15 protein-coding genes and 1 tRNA gene are annotated in these 20,251 nt (G+C 68.7%); 7 read left to right on the forward strand and 9 right to left on the reverse strand.

The features are described from left to right. The first annotated feature begins 57 nt into the window (after window positions 1–57). Both DEH69_RS10420 and DEH69_RS10425 read left to right on the forward strand, forming a co-directional pair. Complete coding sequence (locus DEH69_RS10420; protein WP_113686656.1) at window positions 58–1,149, forward strand: ArsA-related P-loop ATPase; 1,092 nt, start codon at window positions 58–60, stop codon at window positions 1,147–1,149. Between the two features lie 11 nt (window positions 1,150–1,160). After that, window positions 1,161–2,489, forward strand: coding sequence for an ArsA family ATPase (locus tag DEH69_RS10425; RefSeq protein WP_113686657.1), 1,329 nt, complete (start codon window positions 1,161–1,163; stop codon window positions 2,487–2,489). Here DEH69_RS10425 and DEH69_RS32525 read toward each other — a convergent pair. Then, entirely contained in the window at window positions 2,471–2,911 is a 441-nt protein-coding gene (locus tag DEH69_RS32525) for a WhiB family transcriptional regulator (RefSeq protein WP_258534575.1), read from the reverse strand. The genes DEH69_RS10425 and DEH69_RS32525 overlap by 19 nt on opposite strands. Before the next feature lie 339 nt (window positions 2,912–3,250). Here DEH69_RS32525 and DEH69_RS10435 point away from each other — a divergent pair, with 339 nt between their 5' ends. The 3 genes from DEH69_RS10435 (at window position 3,251) to DEH69_RS10445 (ending at window position 10,680) form a co-directional block, all read left to right on the forward strand. Next, complete coding sequence (locus DEH69_RS10435; protein WP_113686658.1) at window positions 3,251–5,542, forward strand: transglycosylase domain-containing protein; 2,292 nt, start codon at window positions 3,251–3,253, stop codon at window positions 5,540–5,542. Window positions 5,543–5,715: 173 nt separating this feature from the next. Then, the gene (locus DEH69_RS10440) at window positions 5,716–6,279 is read left to right on the forward strand and encodes a hypothetical protein (RefSeq protein WP_147255508.1); all 564 of its coding nucleotides are present in this window, start codon (window positions 5,716–5,718) and stop codon (window positions 6,277–6,279) included. Between the two features lie 303 nt (window positions 6,280–6,582). Beyond that, entirely contained in the window at window positions 6,583–10,680 is a 4,098-nt protein-coding gene (locus tag DEH69_RS10445) for a GDSL-type esterase/lipase family protein (RefSeq protein WP_113686660.1), read from the forward strand. 41 nt (window positions 10,681–10,721) lie between these two features. Here the strand turns inward: DEH69_RS10445 and DEH69_RS10450 are convergent, their stop codons facing one another. Both DEH69_RS10450 and DEH69_RS10455 read right to left on the reverse strand, forming a co-directional pair. Further along, window positions 10,722–11,444 (reverse strand): hypothetical protein, encoded by a 723-nt coding sequence (locus DEH69_RS10450; protein WP_147255509.1) that lies wholly within the window; start codon window positions 11,442–11,444, stop codon window positions 10,722–10,724. A 58-nt stretch (window positions 11,445–11,502) separates the two neighbouring features. Beyond that, complete coding sequence (locus tag DEH69_RS10455; protein ID WP_113686672.1) at window positions 11,503–11,955, reverse strand: GatB/YqeY domain-containing protein; 453 nt, start codon at window positions 11,953–11,955, stop codon at window positions 11,503–11,505. 42 nt (window positions 11,956–11,997) lie between these two features. Between DEH69_RS10455 and DEH69_RS10460 the strand changes: the two genes are divergently transcribed. Both DEH69_RS10460 and DEH69_RS10465 read left to right on the forward strand, forming a co-directional pair. Further along, complete coding sequence (locus DEH69_RS10460; protein ID WP_113686662.1) at window positions 11,998–12,939, forward strand: metallophosphoesterase; 942 nt, start codon at window positions 11,998–12,000, stop codon at window positions 12,937–12,939. A 44-nt stretch (window positions 12,940–12,983) separates the two neighbouring features. Beyond that, window positions 12,984–13,057 (forward strand) — tRNA-Pro (locus DEH69_RS10465). A 269-nt stretch (window positions 13,058–13,326) separates the two neighbouring features. Here DEH69_RS10465 and DEH69_RS10470 read toward each other — a convergent pair. From DEH69_RS10470 to DEH69_RS32000, 6 genes are read right to left on the reverse strand one after another with little or no spacing between them, the layout of a single operon-like run. Further along, window positions 13,327–15,141, reverse strand: a complete 1,815-nt coding sequence (locus DEH69_RS10470; RefSeq protein WP_113686663.1) for an NAD(P)/FAD-dependent oxidoreductase — start codon at window positions 15,139–15,141, stop codon at window positions 13,327–13,329. A gap of 13 nt (window positions 15,142–15,154) precedes the next feature. After that, complete coding sequence (locus DEH69_RS10475; RefSeq protein ID WP_113686664.1) at window positions 15,155–16,435, reverse strand: hypothetical protein; 1,281 nt, start codon at window positions 16,433–16,435, stop codon at window positions 15,155–15,157. Further along, window positions 16,432–17,064 (reverse strand): ABC transporter ATP-binding protein, encoded by a 633-nt coding sequence (locus DEH69_RS10480; RefSeq protein WP_181727359.1) that lies wholly within the window; start codon window positions 17,062–17,064, stop codon window positions 16,432–16,434. The genes DEH69_RS10475 and DEH69_RS10480 overlap by 4 nt, the downstream gene beginning before the upstream one ends. A 17-nt stretch (window positions 17,065–17,081) precedes the next feature. Beyond that, entirely contained in the window at window positions 17,082–17,627 is a 546-nt protein-coding gene (locus DEH69_RS30960; RefSeq protein WP_147255511.1) for a hypothetical protein, read from the reverse strand. After that, window positions 17,624–18,541 carry an alpha/beta fold hydrolase gene (locus DEH69_RS10490; protein ID WP_113686667.1) on the reverse strand — a complete coding sequence of 306 codons (918 nt, stop codon included), beginning with the start codon at window positions 18,539–18,541 and terminating at the stop codon, window positions 17,624–17,626. Before DEH69_RS10490 ends, DEH69_RS30960 begins: the two co-directional genes overlap by 4 nt. Then, window positions 18,531–19,331, reverse strand: a complete 801-nt coding sequence (locus tag DEH69_RS32000; RefSeq protein ID WP_220131218.1) for a hypothetical protein — start codon at window positions 19,329–19,331, stop codon at window positions 18,531–18,533. Before DEH69_RS32000 ends, DEH69_RS10490 begins: the two co-directional genes overlap by 11 nt. Window positions 19,332–20,251: the final 920 nt, after the last annotated feature.

Here is a 20,251-nt window from a genome sequence, read left to right on the forward strand (position 1 = left end):
CTCTGACACCGGTCCCGGCCTCTGACACCGCGGCGGCCTTCGCCTAGGCTCGCCACCGTGAGCGCTTCCGGCAATCCGGGCACCGGGCCCGCCACCCGGCTCCATGTGGTCAGCGGCAAGGGCGGCACGGGCAAGACGACCGTCGCCGCCGCCCTCGCGCTCGCGCTCGCCGACGAGGGCAGGCGCACCCTGCTCGTCGAGGTCGAGGGCCGCCAGGGGATCGCCCAGCTCTTCGAGACCGAGGTGCTTCCCTACGCCGAGCGCCGGATCGCCATCGGCCCCGGCGGCGGCGAGGTGTTCGCGCTCGCGATCGACGCCGAACAGGCGCTGCTGGACTACCTCCAGATGTTCTACAAGCTCGGCGGCGCGGGCCGCGCCCTGCGCAGGATCGGCGCGATCGACTTCGCCACCACGGTCGCCCCGGGTCTGCGCGACGTCCTGCTGACCGGCAAGGTCTGCGAGGCGGTCAGGCGGCGCGGCAGGGACAGCAAGGACGGCAGGGACAGCAAGGACGGCAGGGACGGCAGGGACAGCAGGGACAGCAGGGACGGCGAAGACGGCAGGGACGGCAGGGACGGCAGGGACGGCACGGGCTGGGCGTACGACGCGGTGATCCTCGACGCCCCGCCGACCGGCCGCGTCGCGCGCTTCCTCGGCGTCAACCACGAGGTCGCTGGCCTGGCCAGGGTGGGCCCCATCCACCACCAGGCGCAGGCCGTGATGCGCGTGTTGACCTCGCCCGAGACCGCCGTGCACCTGGTCACGCTGCTCGAGGAGATGCCCGTGCAGGAGACGGCCGACGGGGTCGCCGAGCTGCGCGCCGCCGAGCTGCCCGTGGGCGCCGTGGTGGTGAACATGGTGCGCGCCGCCGAGAGCCTGGACGTCCCGCTGCCAGGGCGCGCCCCGGGGCTGGCCGCCGCGCTCGGCCGCGCCGGGCTCAGGGGCGCCACGCGGCTGGCCGGGCCCCTGCTCGCCCAGGGCCACGCGTACGCGCGGCGGCTCGCGCTCGAACGTGCCCAGCGCGCCGAGCTGGCCGGGCTCGGCCGACCGCTGCGCGAGCTGCCGCTGCTTGGCGAGGGCGTGGACCTGGCGGGCCTGTACCGACTGGCGCGCCGCCTGCGGGAGTTCGACTGGGCGGGGGGCGCGTGAGGGAAGGGCTGATGAACGACGCGGTGAACGAGAGGGCGCGCGAGACGGAACGGGCGCCCGCGCTCGCGGTCGACGCGCTGCTCGACGACCCCTCGGTCCGCATCGTCGTGTGCTGCGGCTCGGGCGGCGTGGGCAAGACGACCACGGCCGCGGCGCTCGGCCTGCGCGCGGCCGAACGTGGACGGCGCGCCGTGGTGCTGACGATCGACCCGGCGCGGCGGCTCGCCCAGTCGATGGGCCTGACCGAGCTCGACAACGTCCCGCGCCCCGTGCCGGGCGCCGACCGGTCGGCGGGGGGCGAGCTGTTCGCCATGATGCTCGACATGAAGCGCACGTTCGACGAGATCGTCGAGGCGCACAGCGACCCGGCGCGCGCCCGCGCGATCCTGGACAACCCCTTCTACCAGTCGCTCTCCGCCGGATTCGCGGGCACCCAGGAGTACATGGCGATGGAGAAGCTGGGCCAGCTCGCCGCCCGCGGCGCGTGGGACCTCATCGTGGTGGACACCCCGCCGAGCCGCTCGGCGCTCGACTTCCTTGACGCCCCGCAGCGGCTCGGCTCGTTCCTCGACGGGCGCTTCATCAGGGTCCTGATGGGCCCGGCCAAGGCGGGCGGGCGCGCGGGGCGCAAGGTGATGAGCCTGGGGATGGCCGGACTCTCGCTGTTCACCGGCACGCTCGGCAAGGTGCTCGGCACGGCGCTGCTGCGTGATGTGCAGACCTTCGTGGCCGCGATGGACACGATGTTCGGCGGCTTCAGGGCGCGGGCCGACGCGACCTACCGGCTGCTCCAGGCGGGCGGCACGGCGTTCCTCGTGGTGGCCGCGCCCGAGCGCGACGCGCTGCGCGAGGCCGCGTACTTCGTCGACCGCCTCAAGGCCGACCGCATGCCGCTCGCCGGGCTCGTGCTCAACCGCGTGGGCACGTCCGCCGCCTCACGGCTCAGCGCGGAACGCGCCCTTGCGGCCGCCGAGGTGCTCGACGCAAAGAATCTTGCGTCAAACGGAATTGTGGATCATCCGGCTGGGGATGATGCCTCTCGAAGCGGCCGCCGCTCTCCCGAAGACCACTCCCCGGCGGCCCCAGGGGGCGACGACGCCTCGGCCGAGACCGGCGACGACGCGTCCGACCGCCTCGCGGCGGCGCTGCTGCGCGTGCACGCGGAGCGCATGCGCCAGCTCGCGCGCGAGGAGCGCACGCGGGCGCGCTTCACCGCACTCCACCCCGAGGTGCCCGTGGTGGAGGTGCCCGCCCTGCCCGGCGACGTGCACGACCTGGCAGGGCTGCGCGCCATTGGCGAGCGGCTCGGCGGCCGGGGGGATCAGCCGACGTTCGCGTAGCCGGGGAAGTCCCCGAAGCCCTCGTATCGCTCGAAGTCCCGCTCGTAACCCCGCTCGTAGTCGTCGTACCTCTCGTAGCGCTCGCCACCCTCGTAGTCCCGGTGGTCCTCCCGCTCGCCGGAGCGCGCGGCGAGCGGGCGTGTGCCCTGCTCGTACTCCGTGCGCGCGGTCTCAAGCAGGCGGCGCCAGGAGGTGACAGTCGGGCGCCGACGCAGCAACGCGCGCCGCTCGCGCTCCGTCATGCCTCCCCAGACGCCGAACTCCACGCGGTTGTCCAGGGCGTCGGCGAGGCACTCCGTGCGCACCGGACAGCCGGTGCAGACCGCTTTGGCCCTGTTCTGAGCAGCCCCTTGTACGAACAGTTCATCCGGATCCGTCGTGCGGCAGGCGGCCTGCGCACTCCAGTCGGTAACCCAGCTCATGCCGGTGCCGTCCTCTCCCGAATCGAGGCTCCCCCACGGCGGCAAGTGGCATATTCACCCTTGCCAGTTGAGGACGTTACGGAAGGCTGGCACCGCACAACACCCCCAGGGGGTCTAATCTTGAATGGCCCGATCGGACTATGGGAAGCGCGAAGCCACCCTCACGAGTGAAGCGGGGCCGACGCAGGTAAACGTTCCGCTGGTCGGCGGCACACCGCCTTCGCCAACTCACCCCTATGGGTGATGGCTCGCTTGACGCGGGGGTCATTGTGTGAACCGTGAGTAGCTTAGGCGAACAGATGGACCCCTGTCCGGCTTTTGAGAACGTAGGCTTGCGCCATGAGTAGGAAGCGTCCCGGTGGCGGTCTGACCACCTTCCAGCAGACGGCCAAGTTCCTCGGGGTCAGCGTGCTCTCCGGCGCGGTGCTCGCGGGGATCGCCCTGCCTGCGGTCGGCGCCCTCGGCCTCGCGGCCCGCGGCACGATGGAAGGGTTCGACGAGATCCCCGCCATGATGGAGCGCCCCCCGCTCAGCCAGCGGACCACCATCCTGGACGCCAACGGCGAGAAGATCGCCGACGTGTACAACCGCAATCGCACGGTCGTACCGCTCGACGACATGGCCGACACGCTGACGCAGGCGATCGTCGCCATCGAGGACGCCCGCTTCTACGAGCACGGCGCCGTCGACCTCCGCGGCATCGTGCGCGCCCTGACGCAGAACGTCGAGTCGGGCAGCGTCGAGCAGGGCGCCTCCACGCTCACGCAGCAGTATGTGAAGAACGTGTTCGTCGAGGCCGCGGGCGACGACGCCGAGGCGATCGCCGAGGCCATCACGCAGACCGGCGCCGCGGGCCTCGGCCGCAAGATCCAGGAGATCAAGTACGCGATACAGCTGGAGCAGGAGCTCACCAAGGACGAGATCCTGGAGAACTACCTGAACATCACGTACTTCGGCCAGCAGGCGTACGGCGTGGAGGCCGCGTCCCAGCGGTACTTCTCGAAGTCCGCCGCCGAGCTCGACCTGCACGAGTCGGCGCTGCTCGCCGGTCTGGTGCAGTCCCCGAGCCAGTACGACCCGACCGTGGACGACCAGGCCGCCATCCAGCGCCGGAACACCGTGCTCCAGGCCATGGTCGACACTGGCGACATCACCCAGGCCGAGGCCGACGAGGCCATGGAGCGCGACCTCGGCCTGAACGTCAGCGAGCCGCGGAACGGCTGCATCACCGCCGTCAACGACGCCCAGTTCTTCTGCGACTACGTCGAGCGCGAGTTCCTGAGCAGCCCCGTCTTCGGCGAGACGAGGGAGGACCGCCAGGCCCTGTGGGCGCTCGGCGGCCTCACGATCACCACGACGCTCGACCCGCGGGCCCAGCAGGCCGCCGCCGCGGCGGCCAAGGACGGCGCGCTCCCCGAGGACTCGGTGTCCGCCACCGTCGTCCAGGTCGAGCCCGGCACGGGCCATATCCTGTCGATGGCCCAGAGCCGCCCCTACGGCAACGACCCCGAGCAGTTCCAGACCACGATCAACCTCAACGTCTCGCAGGAGATGGGCGGCTCCAACTACGGCTTCCAGCCCGGCTCGACGTTCAAGCCGATCACCGCGGCCGCGGCCCTGGAGGACGGCATCTCCCCGGCCCAGGAGTACACCACCGGCAACGAGCTGACCGTTCCGCTGGCCGACTTCCGCGACTGCGAGAACCGCCCCCTGAGCGACGGCTCGGGCGAGACGGAGTACGAGCTGGCGAACGAGCGGGAGGAGCTGCGGGGCACCTGGGACATGACCGAGGCCCTCGCCGACTCCGTCAACACGTACTTCGTCGAGCTCGAACGCCAGGTCGGCCTGTGCGAGACCCTGGAGATGGCCGCCGCCCTGGGGATTGAGCGCGGCGACAACGAGCCGCTCGACGCCGTCGCCTCCCTGACCCTGGGCAGCGAGACGGTCGCCCCCCTCCAGATCGCCAACGCCTACGCCACGTTCGCCAACCGCGGCACCTACTGCGAGCCCGTCGCCATCACGGCCGTCACCGACTCGAACGGCGAGGAGCTGACCGTTCCCGAGTCCGACTGCCAGCAGGTGATGTCGCAGCGCACCGCCGACACGGTCAACCAGATGCTCGTCAACGTCGTCGAGAACGGCACCGGCGCGCCCGCCAGGCTCGTCCGCGAGAGCGCGGGCAAGACCGGCACGACCAACGACCGGCAGGACGTCTGGTTCGCCGGGTACACCCCCGAGATCGCCACGGCCGTCCACGTGGGCAACGAGAACGAACGCCAGCAGATGGTGGACATCACCATCGCGGGGCAGTTCTACGAGACGGCGGGCGGCGGCAGCGTGGCGGGCCCCATCTGGCGGCAGGCGATGTCCGGAGCCCTCCAGGGGGTCCCGGGCACGGCGTTCAACGACGTGGACGTCCCCCGCGGCGACGACCGCCCGAGCCGCCCCGACGACCGCGACGACGACCGCGACGACGACGACCGCCCCGGTGGCGACAACGACAGCGGGAACGGCGACGAGGGCGACAACGGCGACAACGGGCCGCCCGACGAGGGCAACGCGTGGGGCGACCTGCTGGGCGGCAACGGCAACGGCGGCAACGGCAACGGCCCGGGCGGCTTCTTCGACTGAACGGCCGGGCCGGGGCCGGGGAAAATGCACCGACATATCGTCGGCGTACATACCAGATACAACGCCGAACAAGGCCAGGAACAATGGCGTTGACGTGTCTACGGACACCGAGGACGCTTGATCGCGGAAATCGTGTGAATGACCTTTGGGTCATGTGACGAGAAGAGGCGATCGTGAAGTCCCCGAGAGCGTCGCGCAAAAGACCGCTGCTCGTATTCAATTTCCTTTCCGTGCTGTGCGTCTCCACCGGCCTGCTGACCGCCCCGTCGTCGTCCGCCGCACCCGCCGTGGTCCCGACCGATGGCGTTCCGGCCGATGTGTCCCCCCTCTGGACGCACGACGGCAGGAACCCCAACGGGCTCAACTTCTCCTCGGGGCCCGCGCAGGCGGCGATCGCCGACGGCCCCACCCCGATCGGGACCATCCAGCTCAGGTACGGCACCTACGACGGGCGCCAGTACTCCTGGACGCGGCTGCGCTGGTACGGCGCCTCGGGCAGCGCGTCGTTCTGGGCGCAGCGGCGCTACATCGTGGGCGGCGTGACGCAGGGCACCGAGTCCCTCGGCTGGACGAGCATCCCAGGCCCGTCCGGCTACACGGCCAAGGACACGGGCAACGCGCACTACTCCTGGACCCCGATGTACTACAACCCCCCGGGCGCGGGGAGCGGCACCGGCTACCAGATGCGGGCCTGCGCCGCGACCGGCGGGAACACCTACTGCACCGCCTGGTGGTGATCACCACGCCACGGAGAAAAGCCTCCCGCGCACGTCTCCGATCCGCCTTTCCGCTCACCTTTCCGGCATAGGCCGAAGCACGCGGACTCCTCTTTTCATGTGAAGCCTCTGGCCCGGACGAACTCCCGCCGAGAAACCGTCCCGCCAGAGGCTTCTCATGTGCCGTGCGCCGGTCCTTTCCCGCACCTTTGCCGCCCTTGCGGCGGCCCGACCGGCACATTCGGCCGAGCGACAGGGCGCCACCCCGCGAAAAACCCAGCGGGCGCCGCACGACACATCGATGTGAGGGAATGGGAAAAGACGATGCGAAGACTCCTCAGGCGACGCGCCGCCGTCGCCACGGCCGCGCTGTCGGCGCTGGTCCTGCTGGCGCCCACCGGGCCAGCGCGGGCGCAGGAGGGCGCCACGGCGTCACCCGCCACGGCGTCACCCGCCGCGGCGGCCCAGCGGGAGCCCGAGGCCAACAGCCCCGATGAGGTCCCCGCGCCCGACGCCGTTCCGCCGTCCGAACGCGACCGCCTGCTGGGCGGGGGCTGGCGGGAGTCGGACGACCTGCTGTGGACGACCTCGGGCGATGGCACCGGCTTCCATGTGCTCGTGGCCGAGGAGAGCCGGGGATACGCCTGGCGCACCGCCGCGTCGCTGTCCGAGCCCGGCTTCGAGGCCGACGCCTGGATCGGCAACGCGTGTGTGACCGCCTCGGGGCAGCGCGCGGTCGTGGTGTACGCGCCCCGAACCTTCACCAACGAGCCGAAGCTGATGACCAGGGGCGCGTTCACCGCCATCGTGGACCTGACGAGCGGCGAGGTGACCAAGCTTCCCGTGCTCTCCTCCCTCGCCCACTTCTCGCCCGGCTGCGGCGCGGGCGAGACCGCGGTGGTCTCCCAGTTCTCCGACGACGCCTCCGAGCGGAACGCCACGCGCCTGGTCGGGATCGACGCGGCGGACGGCGCCCTGGGCGAGCCGTTGACCCTGGCCGGGCAGGTGACGTCGGCCGTTCCTCACGGGGACGGCGTCGTCGCGGCCAGCGGCGCGAACCTCGTGCGCATCGACGCCGAGGGCGAGCGGACCAGGCTCGCCCGCACGCGCGGCGTCCCGTTCCAGATCGCGGCCGACGCCGACGGAGGCTTCGTCTTCATCGAGCGCACGGGCCCCGAAGGGGACGGCGTCGAGCGCGCCGCCGTCGCCCGGGTGGGCCCCGACCTGGTGGACCGGCCCAACGCCGAGATCCCGCCAGAGGAGTTGGCGACCGGCGAGCTGACGGCGTTCGACCTCGCCCGCGCCGCGGACGGCACCGTCGTCGTCACCGGAGCCGCCGACACCGAGGGCGCGCTGCCCGACGTGGTGAGCAACCCGGGCACGCTGCCCAAGGACGCGCGGGTCAGCACCCGGGGCGAGGCGGCCGTGCGCGCGCGCTGGGCGGACGGCAGGGACGCGCGAATCACCCCCGAGGAGTCGGTGTCGGCCCGGCTGGTGCGCGCGGAGATCACCGCGCTCGACACCCGGCGTTCGACCGTTCTCGAGGCGGCGCCCGCCGCCGAGCCCCTCGACGCGGACCGGCTCGGCCAGGGCACCACGCCCTCCCCGGCCCTGGCCCCCGGCGCGGCGCCCGAGGGCGCGGACGCCGCCGCGGCCTCCCCCTCCGACCCCGTGGACGACGAGCGCTCCTGCTCGGTGCCGCGCGGCGATGTCAACAAGCAGGCGTTCCAGCCCACTCCCCGCCAGGTCGAGTGGGCCGTCGACCAGGCCGTCGTGGGCGGCCTCGACCGGCATGTGTCGCGGGGCGCCGACTGGAAGGGCACCGGCATGGCCGCCTACCGGCCGCAGAGCCTGTTCCCGCTGAGCGTGCTGCACGGCGACCCGACGGGCGCCTACGAGCCGGACTCCGAGGACGAGTGGCACATCCCCGCGCAGATCATGCTCGGGATCACCGCGCAGGAGTCCAACATGTGGCAGGCGACCAGGTACGCCGTGCCGGGCCTGACCGCGAACCCGCTCATCGGCAACTACTACGGCGTCGAGTACGCCCCCGACGGCGAGCAGACCGACCCCTGGGCCATCAACTGGGCGGACGCCGACTGCGGCTACGGCATCACCCAGGTCACGGACGGCATGCGCATGGCAGGGCGGGAGAAGCCGGGCGAGACCGCCCTGACACAGCGGCAGCAGGAGGCCGTGGCGCTCGACTACACGGCCAACATAGCGGCCGGGGCCGACATCCTCGCCGACAAGTGGAACCAGACGATGTCGGCGGGACTCGTCGTCAACGACGGCGACCCCCGCTGGATCGAGAACTGGTTCTTCGCCCTGTGGGCCTACAACTCCGGCTTCTACCCGGAGAGTTCAGCGGGCGAGCACGGCGGCCACTGGGGCGTCGGCTGGACGAACAACCCCGCGAACCCGCTGTGGAAGGCGAACCGCACGCCGTTCCTCGAGGACGCCCAGGGCAGGGACGACTACGCGCACGCCGCGCACCCGCAGGACTGGCCCTACCCGGAGAAGGTCATCGGCTGGGCCGCACGCCCGCTGTCGGCCATGACCGCGCCGGGCGAGTTCGCCGAGGGCTACCGCGCCTCCTGGTGGAACTCGAACCAGTACCGCACCGCGGCCAAGCCCCCGATCGCGCTCTTCTGCGACGAGTCCAACGACTGCGACCCCGGCCTCATCGGCGACGGCGACGACAACGAGCCCGGCCTCGGCGCCTGCGGCGAGTTCACCCCGGGCTTCGAGCTGCACTGCTGGTGGAACCAGGCGGCGCGGTGGAAGGACTGTGGGGCGGCGGCGACGTGCGGCTACGCCGTGCACCGGTTCAACGAGACATTTCCCGAGCAGCCCGACCAGAACTCCTCCTACCCGCCCCGGTGCGGCGACGGCCTCCCGAGCGGCACGCTCGTCGTCGACGACGTCCCCGACGGGGTCTACCCCGCGGGATCGGCGGGCCACTCCTGCGGCCCCGTCCAGTCGGCGGGGCGCTTCTCGTTCGCGTTCACCCAGTGGAACGCCACCTATCCCGGCAAGATCGACCTTCACCAGATCGGGGCGGCGTACGGCAACCACTTCTGGTTCACGCACACCCGCGAAGACGACGAGCGCCTGTACATGAAGGGCACCTGGACCCTGGACCAGCCCATCGACGGCTGGGCCCGCGTGCTGGTCCACATCCCCGACCACGGCGCGCACACCCGCCAGGCCAGCTACGAGGTGCACGGCACCGACTCCACCAGCCCGCGCCGCGTCGTACCCCAGCGCACGCGCGAGAACCGCTGGGTGAGCCTGGGCGCGTTCCGCTTCACCGGCACCCCCGCCGTCTCGCTCGACAACTACACGGAGGACGGGAACGGCTCGGAGGACATCGCCTGGGACGCCGTCGCGTTCCAGCCGCTGCCGGACCAGCCGCGCCACCAGATCGTCGCGATGGGCGACTCGTACTCATCGGGCGAGGGCGCGTCCGACGGGAACGAGCACTACTACCCGGAGACCAACTACCGCGGCGCGAGCGACGGTTCGACCCGCAACGCGTGCCACCGCTCCACCGAGACCTGGTCGAGGCAGGCCAGGGCACCGGGGTTCTCCCAGTCCATCGGCGCGATGGACGACGGCCTGCACCCGGACATGGACTACCACCTCACGGCCTGCTCGGGGGCGCGCACCTACAACATGCACCGGTACACGCAGGACAACGGCGGCGAGCTGCCCCAGCTCGACCAGGGCTATCTGGACCAGCACACCTCCCTGGTGACCGTCTCCATCGGCGGCAACGACGCCAGGTTCTCGCACGTCGTGCAGGAGTGCCTGCTGGAGATCGGGGTGAGCGGCTGCTCGGGAGAGGCGTTCGAGAGCAGCGACCCGCTCATCGACGAGGAGTGGGGCGACGGGCGCGACGGGCCCTACCAGGGCCTGCCGATGCGCGAGGCACTTCCCGCGCTGCTGCACGAGGTGGTGCGCGTGGACGTCCTCGCGACGCTCGACCGCATCCACGAGCAGGCGCCCAACGCCAAGATCGTGCTGATGGGATACCCCGAGCTGTTCTCGTCGAGCGGCTCCTGCCTGCGCACGTTCTTCGGCTGGATCGGGCTGCGCGCGGAGTCCGCGAACTGGCTCAACGACCTCGCCGGTGTGCTGGCGGACGAGATGAACAGCGCGGTCACCGACGCCAGGGCCCGCGGCGTGGACGCCTACTTCTCCGATCCACGCCAGGACTTCCAGGGCATGTCCGTGTGCGGCGACCCCGAGCAGGTGCACGGCATCGTGACGGACACCACCGAGAGCGACGACCCGCTCGTGGACTGGCCGCTCATCGGCGAACGCGGCCTGTCGGCGCAGTCGTTCCACCCCAAACGCGGGGGCGCCGCGCTCTACGCCGACTCCCTCGAGCGCACGATGAGCGGCATGGGGCTGTAGGGCCGCTGCAGGGCTGTGGAGGGGTGAGGGCCGCCCGGCCCTCACCCCGTCGCGTCGGGCCCGCCCACCGCCAGATACCCGGCGCCCTCCGACCAGGTGACCACCAGGCGGTGGGCGCGCCGGATCTCGTCGAGCGGCACGGGCCCTGAGGCGGGCTCCACCGAACAGCGCGCATAGACCATGTGGTCCGACTCCTCGGGGCAGGGGCGTGGCTCCGCCAGCCCCTCCCCGGGGATGTCCCACGCCAGGCCCGTGACCAGGGACGGCGCAGAGGGGCCGCCGTTCGCCAGGAGCCGCTCCCACACCCGCGCCTCCCTGGCCGCCGCCTCCGCGCGCTCGGGGAACGCGGCGGCGACCGCGTCGAGCAGCGCGGGAATGTCCTCGTCCCACCCGTAGTAGGCGGTGGCGTTCACCGAGCAGGTCATCTCCCGGCCCGAATCCCCCTGCGCCTTCCAGTCGTATCCGGGGCCGCGCACACAGCTGTCCGTGGTCACCACGCCGTAGGGGCGCAGCCCCGGCAGGCGCTGGGCCACCCGCGCGATCTCGTCCCGCACCCGGCGCTCCGCGCCCGCGCGGTCCTCCTCCGTGGCCGCCGATGTGGCCCGCGCCCGCAACTCCCCGGTCGAAGGGCCCCCTTCGGCCAGGGCGCAGGCGGCGGACGGCGCGAGGACCAGCAGGGCGAGCAGGGCCGCGCTCACCGGCCGCACCAGTCGGGGGCGCGCGGGGCTCATCGGGCCCGGGCGCGCCAACGACGACTTCGCCATGACGGATACCTGCCCCGCCAGCGCGTTGCGCCACCCCCGCGGGGAGCGCCCCGCGCGATCAGCCGCCCGCCAGGGCCTTCTTGACGGCGGCCGCGACCCGGCCGCCCTCGGCCCGGCCCGCGACCTCGGGGGTGACGGCCTTCATCACGGCGCCCATGTTCGGCGTCCCGCCGATCCCCGCCAACGTCCTGGCGACCAGCGCGTCCAGCTCCTCGTCGGTGAGCTGCGCGGGCAGGTACTCCGCGAGCACCTGGCCCTCGGCCCGCTCCCGCGCGGCCTGCTCGGGGCGCCCGCCCTTGTCGAACGCCTCGGCCGCCTCGCGTCGCTTCTTGGCCTCGCGGGTGATCACCTTCCGCACCTCCTCGTCCGACAGCTCACGGGCCGACTTCCCCGCGACCTCCTCGGTCGTGATCGCGGCCAGGGTCATCCGCAGCGTCGCGGAACGCAGCTCGTCGCGCTGCTTGATGGCGGCCGTCAGATCGTGTTGGAGCTGGGACTTGAACGTGGTCATGCCCCCCATTGTGCGGCACCGCCCATCTGAAACGATGGCCCCATGCGCGCCCGTTACCGCATCCCCCTCAACGCCGCCCTCACCGCCACCGCCCTCACCGCGGCGACCGTGGCCTATGCCGCGGGATTCGAGGCCCGCTCGTTCCGGCTGCGCCGGGTGAGCGTCCCGGTCCTGCCCCCGGGGGCGGGGCCGTTGCGGCTGCTGCACGTGTCGGACATCCACATGGTCTCTGGCCAGCGCAAGAAGCAGCGGTGGCTGCGCTCCCTCGCCGGGCTCCGCCCCGACCTGGTGATCAACACCGGCGACAACCTCTCCGACCCCGAGGCCGTCCCGGAGACGATCGACGCGCTCGAGCCGCTGATGGAGTTCCCAGGGGCGTATGTCTTCGGCTCGAACGACTACTACGCGCCCCGCCTGCGTAACCCGGCGCGTTACCTGGTGGAACGCGCCTCGGGGCGCTACGGCCTCAACGGCAACGCGCCCGCGCACAACGTTCCGCGCAACCCCTGGTGGGAGCTGCGGGACGCGTTCGACCAGGCGGGCTGGGCCAACCTCAGCAACGCCCGCGGCCACGTGAAGGCCGCGGGCACCGAGATCGCCCTCACGGGGCTCGACGACCCCCACATCCGCCGCGACCGCTACGACGAGGTCGCGGGCGGCCCGGCCCGGGACGCCGACCTCTCCCTCGCCGTGGTGCACGCCCCGTACCTGCGGGTGCTCGACGCGTTCACGGCCGACGGCTACCCCCTGATCCTGGCGGGCCACACCCACGGCGGCCAGCTGTGCGTCCCCTTCTACGGCGCGCTGGTCACCAACTGCGACATCGACACGGAGCGCGTGAAGGGCCTCTCGACCCACGAGACCCCGTCCCACCGCAGCTACCTCCACGTCTCGGCGGGCTGCGGGACGAACCGCTACACCCCGGTCCGCTTCGCCTGCCCCCCCGAGGCCACGCTCCTGACCCTGACCGCGCGAGAAACCTGATTTCCCGTACACGCGGGGGTCGGCTACAGTGTTGAACGCTGCACCGGGGTGTGGCGCAGCTTGGCAGCGCGCTTCGTTCGGGACGAAGAGGTCGTGGGTTCAAATCCCGCCACCCCGACAGAGAGATAGCAGGTCAGGGGTCCGATCCGCAGTGTGGGTCGGACTCTTCCTGTGTCTCCGCTGATCGTTTGGGAGAAACCTGGGAGAAGATCTTGGTCGGGGTCTCCCGGTCCCGGCACGCGCCCCCGGGCCTACGCAAACCTCGCGGCTGCGCTGGACACCGCGGAAGCGGTGATCAGTGGAGCGGTCACAACTGCCGAAAGCGGCACGTAACCGAGTCGGGTGCGCCACCGGCTGCCACCGCCCGAGGTTGGTGCGCGGCCGTGCTCACCCCTTCACGGTGGTGGCGCTCGCAGCCGCCAGGCTGGCCGAATCCACAATGCCGGCCTCCACGGCAGTGATCGCCAACGCCACGTACCGGCTGTAAATACGGGCATCCCGAAAGCCACCGGCAAGAAACCACAGCCGGTCGTGCCCACAATGCCGGAAGGCAGTTCGTAGTTCGCCGCTGTCGTCGAGCCCCCATACTGTGGCTAACCGCTCGGTTACCTCGTCACCCAGGATCGGCCGTGCGGCGTCGCGCATATTGGTGTATCCCGTACAGCAGACAACCATGTCGGCGTGGACGCGCATACCGTCCTCGAATACAACCTCAGTGGCCGTTAACCGCTCGATCTGTGCTCGGCGCACGGCGATGCGCCCGCCGATGATGAGCTGCGCCCCTCCTCTGTCAAGGTAGTATCCTCCAGCACGCACGAAAGTCATATACATGATTCCCAAGTCGTCCGGGCCGAGTGTGGTCGCGAAACCGGCTTCCTCCAGCCCGAAGAGCAATTCGCTATCGGCTTCCGCGAGTGAACGCGTCAGATGGGGAATCAGCTCGAAGGTGAGCCGGGTCGGCATTGAGGTGGCCATCAAGTCCGCTTCCTCAATGGATGGTCCGGACTCACCGTAGTAGGCGCCGTGGAAGGCGGGTATCGCGGCCCGTTGGGACACCACATGCGTGGGACCCCGCTGCACCAACGTCACGTGCGCGCCCTGATCGCACGCGTCCTGGGCTACGTCCAGAGCGCTTGATCCGCTTCCGACAACAACCACGTCCAAGCCCCTGAGCGAGGGACCCCCTTGATGCTCGGAAGAGTGCGTCATGGTGCCCGTGAAGTCCGCCGCCCCCGCGATGTCCGGTAGCTGCGGCACTCCATGGTTGCCGGTCGCGAAGACCAACTGCTTCGTGGACAGCACGCAGCGCTGTCTACCCCGGTCGACCACCACGGTCCAGGAGCCGGATACCGTGTCGTATACCGCCTCCGTAACCTCCGCCGCGGTCCACACGCGCAAGTCGAGAAACCGGGCATAGGCCTCCATCCAATCCGCGATCATGTCCTTATTGGGCAGTAGGGGCCAAGTCTCGGGAAAGCTCATGTACGGGAACTGCGCCGACCACTTGGGCTCGTGCAAGACGAGCCCGTGGTAGCGGTGCCGCCAGTTGTCCCCAACTTGTTTATTGCGGTCCACGAGAAGTGTCGTGATGCCCAGGCGCTTGAGGTGCGCAGCCAGAAAAAGCCCGCAATGGCCGGCACCGATGATCAGCACGCTGGGGTTCAAGTCGTCTGCTTGGGCCCGCCCACGTGATCCGCCAGCTGCGTGGCGAGCCTCTCCCTCTGCGGACATGGCCGATGCGGTGGCGGCGTCTTGCTCAATATCGGAGATCTTGACCTGCTGAAAGGGGCGGTCGGTGAGCTCCTGGAGGGAGGTCGAGATGGTCCACGCTCGCCAGGCGCCACTCTTGTCAGACAACAACCGGACAACACCGCTCCGGGTTCCCACCCGAGTGGTGAAATTGATCACGGCTTCGATATAGGTCTCCTCCGGGAAGCTCACGGCATGCCGATCGTCAAGTCGCACCTCGCGAAAGCCGGATGCCGCGAGTCGCTCGTCGAGAAACTCGCAGATGTCCACTGCTCCGCGCAGGGTAGAGATATCCCAGCGCAGCGCGTACAGATCCCTCCACCATGGGTCGGCCCCGAGGAGTCCTGCGACCGCACGGGTGTCACCTGTAGACAACGCGCAATCAAAAGCTGCTACCCAGTCACCCATTACAGCCCGGTGGTCGAATGACGGGACCGCCGTGGTATCACTCATTCTCGCTCCTTCTCTACATCACCCAGCTCGCGATCCACAGGCACAGCAGCGCCATGTCCGGCCCGGCGATTACTCGGTTCACTGTGTTCAAGGGAACGGCGCCGAGCGGTGTCGCGAGGATGCCGAATTCAGTCGAGCCACCGCGCGCCGAGTGGCGCCGCGCAATGATTGCGCCCGGTAGCACGAGGAGGACTAGTGCCGCCAGCGGCGGAAATCCCAGTGCGAGGGAGACCGCGGCAGCGATCGCCAAGGAGACAGCCACACCCGGCAGCGCCAAAGCCACCGGGACGCGCGACCCCCCGGTGCCCCAGATCCGGGACAGCGCGTTTGAACGCAGCCACTCTTCGGAACTTCGGACCATCGTCACCGTCACGGTTAGCTCCAGCAGTGCCGTGAGTAACAGGGCTGGCAACGGGCCGAGTAACCGGTGGAGCGCGAAGATCAGCGGGAACATGAGACCGATGGTCGGGATGACGGCTCGGAGGTTGCGTGCCAGGACGGCTCCAGCGAGGCCGAGGGGCCACCGGAGGCGGTAGACGAAGGCTGGCAACGGCTCCCTGGTGACCTTGGCCTCGCGGTGCCGCATCACTCGGACGACCTCATGGTCGAGCATGGTGGCTCCCGCGCCCAGCGACCATCTGCCGCGCGCACCGCGGTACAGCTGCCAACGTGGTGTCAGTTCAGTCCGCGTCCCCGGCAGGGTCAAGATCCCGCGTCGCGCGACCGCTAGGCAACTCAATAGGCATACACCAGTAAGTGCCGAGACAGGACCGTTCCAGGCTTCGCCCACGGCCAACACGACGCCGAGCGAGCAGAGGATGAAAGGGAGTAGCCGCGCCACCGCGTCAAGGTCGCGGCGTTGCAGCTGCACGGCGAGCACCAGAAAGAGCTGGAGCAAACCCCAGACGGCAACCGCCAGGGCGAGGTAGGGGCCGTCCCCAGCTGCCATCACCAAAGCGCTGAGTACGGCCAGCACGGTCGCAAGGCCCCCACCGATGAGGTAGGCCTTGACTGCCTCCCGCCGCAACCAACCTCGTGGGTCCCGCTGCCACATAAACCACTGGAGCCTGCCTGCCGAAACAGCCAGTGGCCCCGCAAAGTACCAGAACCGCACCCACAGCCCCAGGGTGAACAGAAGCAGCGCCACGGCGAACCAATCAGCCGAGTAACCTCGTCGCTCTGCCTGGTTGAGCACATCCGGTAGGAGACTGTTGCCGACCGCGAAAAGCAGCATCGCTGTCAAGCCCACCATGAGCGCGAGCTCATACAGGGCGGCCCAGGACTGCGGCCTCATGCTAAGTCCCTCCCCGCCAGGCTGAAAGAGCGGCAACCGAGCTGGGCCAGGAGTTCAGAAGAGTGCGTCGAGACCAGCACGCAGCGACCGCGCGTCGCCATGACGTTTAACTCTTCAGCGAGGCAATCGATGCCTGCGGCGTCCAAGTGCCGTTCCGGCTCGTCGAGCAGCAACACCTCCCAGGGACGCACCAATGCGGTCGCCAGAGCTGCGCGCTGTAGCTGACCGGCGCTCAGCGACTCCGGTAACCGATCTCGAATACCGGCGACAGCGAAGCGCGTCAAGGCCCGGACCACATGGTCCGCGTCATTCTCCGGCGACATCAAGAGCAGGTGGTCGGTGACAGTAAGATCCGGGAGCCAGGTGAAGTCGTCCAGCACGCCGAACACCGACCGCCAGTGCGCGGCCGACGACGGTTCGGAGACCCTGCCTGCGAGAGTGATGGAACCCGCGTTAAGCGGTGTAGCCCCGGCCAGACACTCCAACAGTGTGGATTTACCTGCGCCGTTCGGGCCGACCACGGCGACGATGTCACCGTCGCCGATCTCCAAATCGAGGTTCTCGAATACCACATCATCGCGGAACGACTTGCACAGGCCGTACGCTTGGAGTAGGAACGGGGATTCCACGTTCCTATCAGTGAGGCTCACGCCGTATCAGTCGAGCGGGCCAAAGCGCCCTCCCGCGAGACGACGACCGGTTGCATGACCGAGTGAGTGTCGCCCGGCCTTGTCGTGAGCACCATAAACTGAAAATACTCGGCACCCTTATAGTCTTTCAGGCACATATCCCTGATCACGTCCTCAATGAGTCGGTAAGCTGAGGTCTGGGTCGTCCATTCGTACGATGCTCCGAGCCCAGCCATGACACGCAGCGACTCCACGGTATCAAACAGTACCTTGGGTGCCCGGCTCGCCGGGTTCCACACCAGCGAGTACCACCGCAGGGAGTTACTGTACGGAATCTCAGCCCATTCACTCCATACCCCACCAGTTCTTGTCCGGTACATCAGGTGAATATTGTCGATTCCTGGATTTGGGGCGAAGAATCTCCACTGCGGAAGGCGGGCAAGTAATTTCGATCGGGTGCTGAAGCGAACCTTGGCATCAGGGGTGTTTTCCAGTGCAGTGAGCGTCACATGCGCAGCCATACCGGCTGCGACGACGGCATAAATGGCTCGATCAAGCCTCACTTGAGCGCATCCCTCACGGTTCGCGCGACAGTCCGGGCAAAAGTAATCTTCCCGATGATTGACCGGTGATTACTCTTCTCGATGAACGAAAAATCCGCAGCAGTCCGCTTCGCAAGTTCCCGCTGCTGTGTCACGTTGTCGCCAGCGGCTATGACATGGCGGTCAAATTCATACGAGGCGAGAGCCTCCTGGCCAATAAGCGGCTCATTCAGATACTCGCGGTGCGCGACGAAAAGTGTGCGCGGATGTGATGCCTCAACTAGGTAGCTCTCCTGCACCCTCGCTCGATAGTTGACGTCGATCGCCATCTTATTCACAGTCCACCAGGAGAGTCCGGTGACCGAAGCTAACCCTTCCTGAATGGACATCTGGCGATAGCGACCGAGGCCTTCCGGAGAATTACGGGCAGTCTCTAACAGCGTCGCATCCGTCCCGTCGATTGTGAATACCGCCTTAGTGCGCTGCCTCAGCCGAGGCGATTCATGCAGCACGTTCGCCGTCACCAGCGATCCAATCGAGTGCGAGACGAAGCAGAGAACGGGGACGGAGCCGAATAGTCCCTCGAGCAGAGATTCGATGAGTGCAGCAGGGCGATGCACACTGCTGGTCCGGGCATAGCCTCTACGGTGGTAGCGCAGTAGTGTGAACTCCTCCTGGAGTTCCTGGACGATCCAGTCCCAGGATTCCAACGGAGAGCCTAGTCCGTTCTCGCAGACGATGACCGGACAGCCGCCCGCCGGGGGTGGCCCGGACAGCACGTACTCGATCTCGCCTCCGATTCTGTCGGCCAGTACGCTGGTACCGCCTGGAGCTCGGCGGCGGCGCGCCTCTTCCTGCCTCCTAGTGGCGGCGACGAAGGTGCTGACGGTGAGCGCGCCGGCGAGCGCGGAACCGACCATGCTCTCAAGACGCATTCTCTGTCCTCTGCCCGATGACGTAGTGCGCTGAGGGGTGGGTGGCCCCGAAGGTCCAGAAGAAGCGCGGTAGCCCCATTGTGTATGCGACGACGAGATGGAATAGCTTCGCCAGAGTCAGGCCATGCCGAGCGATACGCGGATCGGCCACATATACGACCGGGTAGGCAACCTCACCCGCGATGGTGGCCCAGGAGATCAGCCGGCCGATATCTGGATGGGAAATGATAAAGCGGGCGAATGAAGTATTGCCATAGGTGTTCGTGCGCATGATCAGTTCCATGGCCCGCCCAGAACGCCAGTCGCTTGAAACAAGCTTCGCCAGGCCCGAAGCCAGGTAGGAGAGGCACAGCTGGGCGTTGAGTGCCCGCAGGAACAGGTCGTCGGAGCGCTTGGCGTCAGGGATCAGCGCGGTGGCCAATCGGTATCCGTTGATAACACCTTGCAGCTGATCCGATCCGTCCCGGCCATACGGGTTGCGCGTCTCGAACGATTTGTTGACCAGTAGCGAGAGAGCGGAGGCGGCTATGTTGCTTTTCCTGCCACCGAGTAGAGTCAGTACTGGAGCGGCAGCATTCACCACGTGAATGGCTGTGATCCCGCCCGTGGAATCAAGGAATCTTCTCACGGGAAGCGGAAGGAAACTCGTCCGGTTGGCCGTCGCGCGGCCTCGCATGATGCCGTCCGAACGGTACTGCTTGATTGAACGGATCGACTCGACGGCGTTGATCAACTGGCCAACGGCGGACATTCTGAGTGTACGCTGCACATAGGTGGACGGGTCTGTCACGCTTGCCCCCTGCCATAAGGATGGCAGGGGCAGGCACCCAGCTCACCGACGAGCACCTGCCCCTGATACAAGAAAGCGGATCAGCTCAGCAGTCGACGACGTGCACTAGCAAGCGGCGGTCGTAACGCTTCCCTGAACCGCCACAACGACTGCGGGGACAACGACAGCGGTCACCAGCACCGGCGCGTCCGTTACCTCGCAGAAGCCCGGCTTCACGTTCCCGAACTGTTCATTCGCTGCCTCCAGTAGACGTCCATTCTGGAACTCGTACTTTCCCATGTTGCACCCCTTTCCCAAGAGCAAAGACACAGACTGTCTGGCCAGTTAAATCGCCAGCATTACTGACCGCGAAGAACGGTAACTTCAGCCGGCAGAGGACGGCAATTGGGCGGTGCCCGTTTTCGGTCACGTCCAAATTTGACCGAGAACGCGGCACCGAAGCGTCGATCGATCGTCACGGTGAGTGGTTGCCGAGATTGGTCTTCGGTGCTCCCGGGTGAAACTGTGACTGCCTGGGAGCCGAACGTAACCGCACCGGCGGTCCTTGCCTGCGGCCCTCTGCGCACGCCTGGCGCAGGCTCGGCCGCGGGGGTAGCAGCGCGAATGACCAGCTTGGCCGGACGGCGACGCGCCGTTCCATGGGGCGCTCGCGGCGGGTGCTTCGCCCAGGCAGTCAATCGCCGCGGCGTAGGCGGCGCTGCTGGTTCCCGACTGAGGGCACCGTAACTATAGGCTGCAGAGGGCGAGTTGTTGCGACAGCGCGAACCGGCGCCAAGCGGTACGGCAGTTGGTTGCGGTCCACGGCACGCAGCCGTACTAGGTTGGCCGGATCGTCGCTCGATGGCGGTTTCGACCAGGGCGACACTGAGCGTTTTCCAACCTCAGTTTGAGCAGGTCAGGTGCAGGGTGAGGATGGCCTG

This window comes from Streptomyces sp. PT12, assembly GCF_003311645.1.
Taxonomy (GTDB): domain Bacteria; phylum Actinomycetota; class Actinomycetes; order Streptomycetales; family Streptomycetaceae; genus Streptomyces.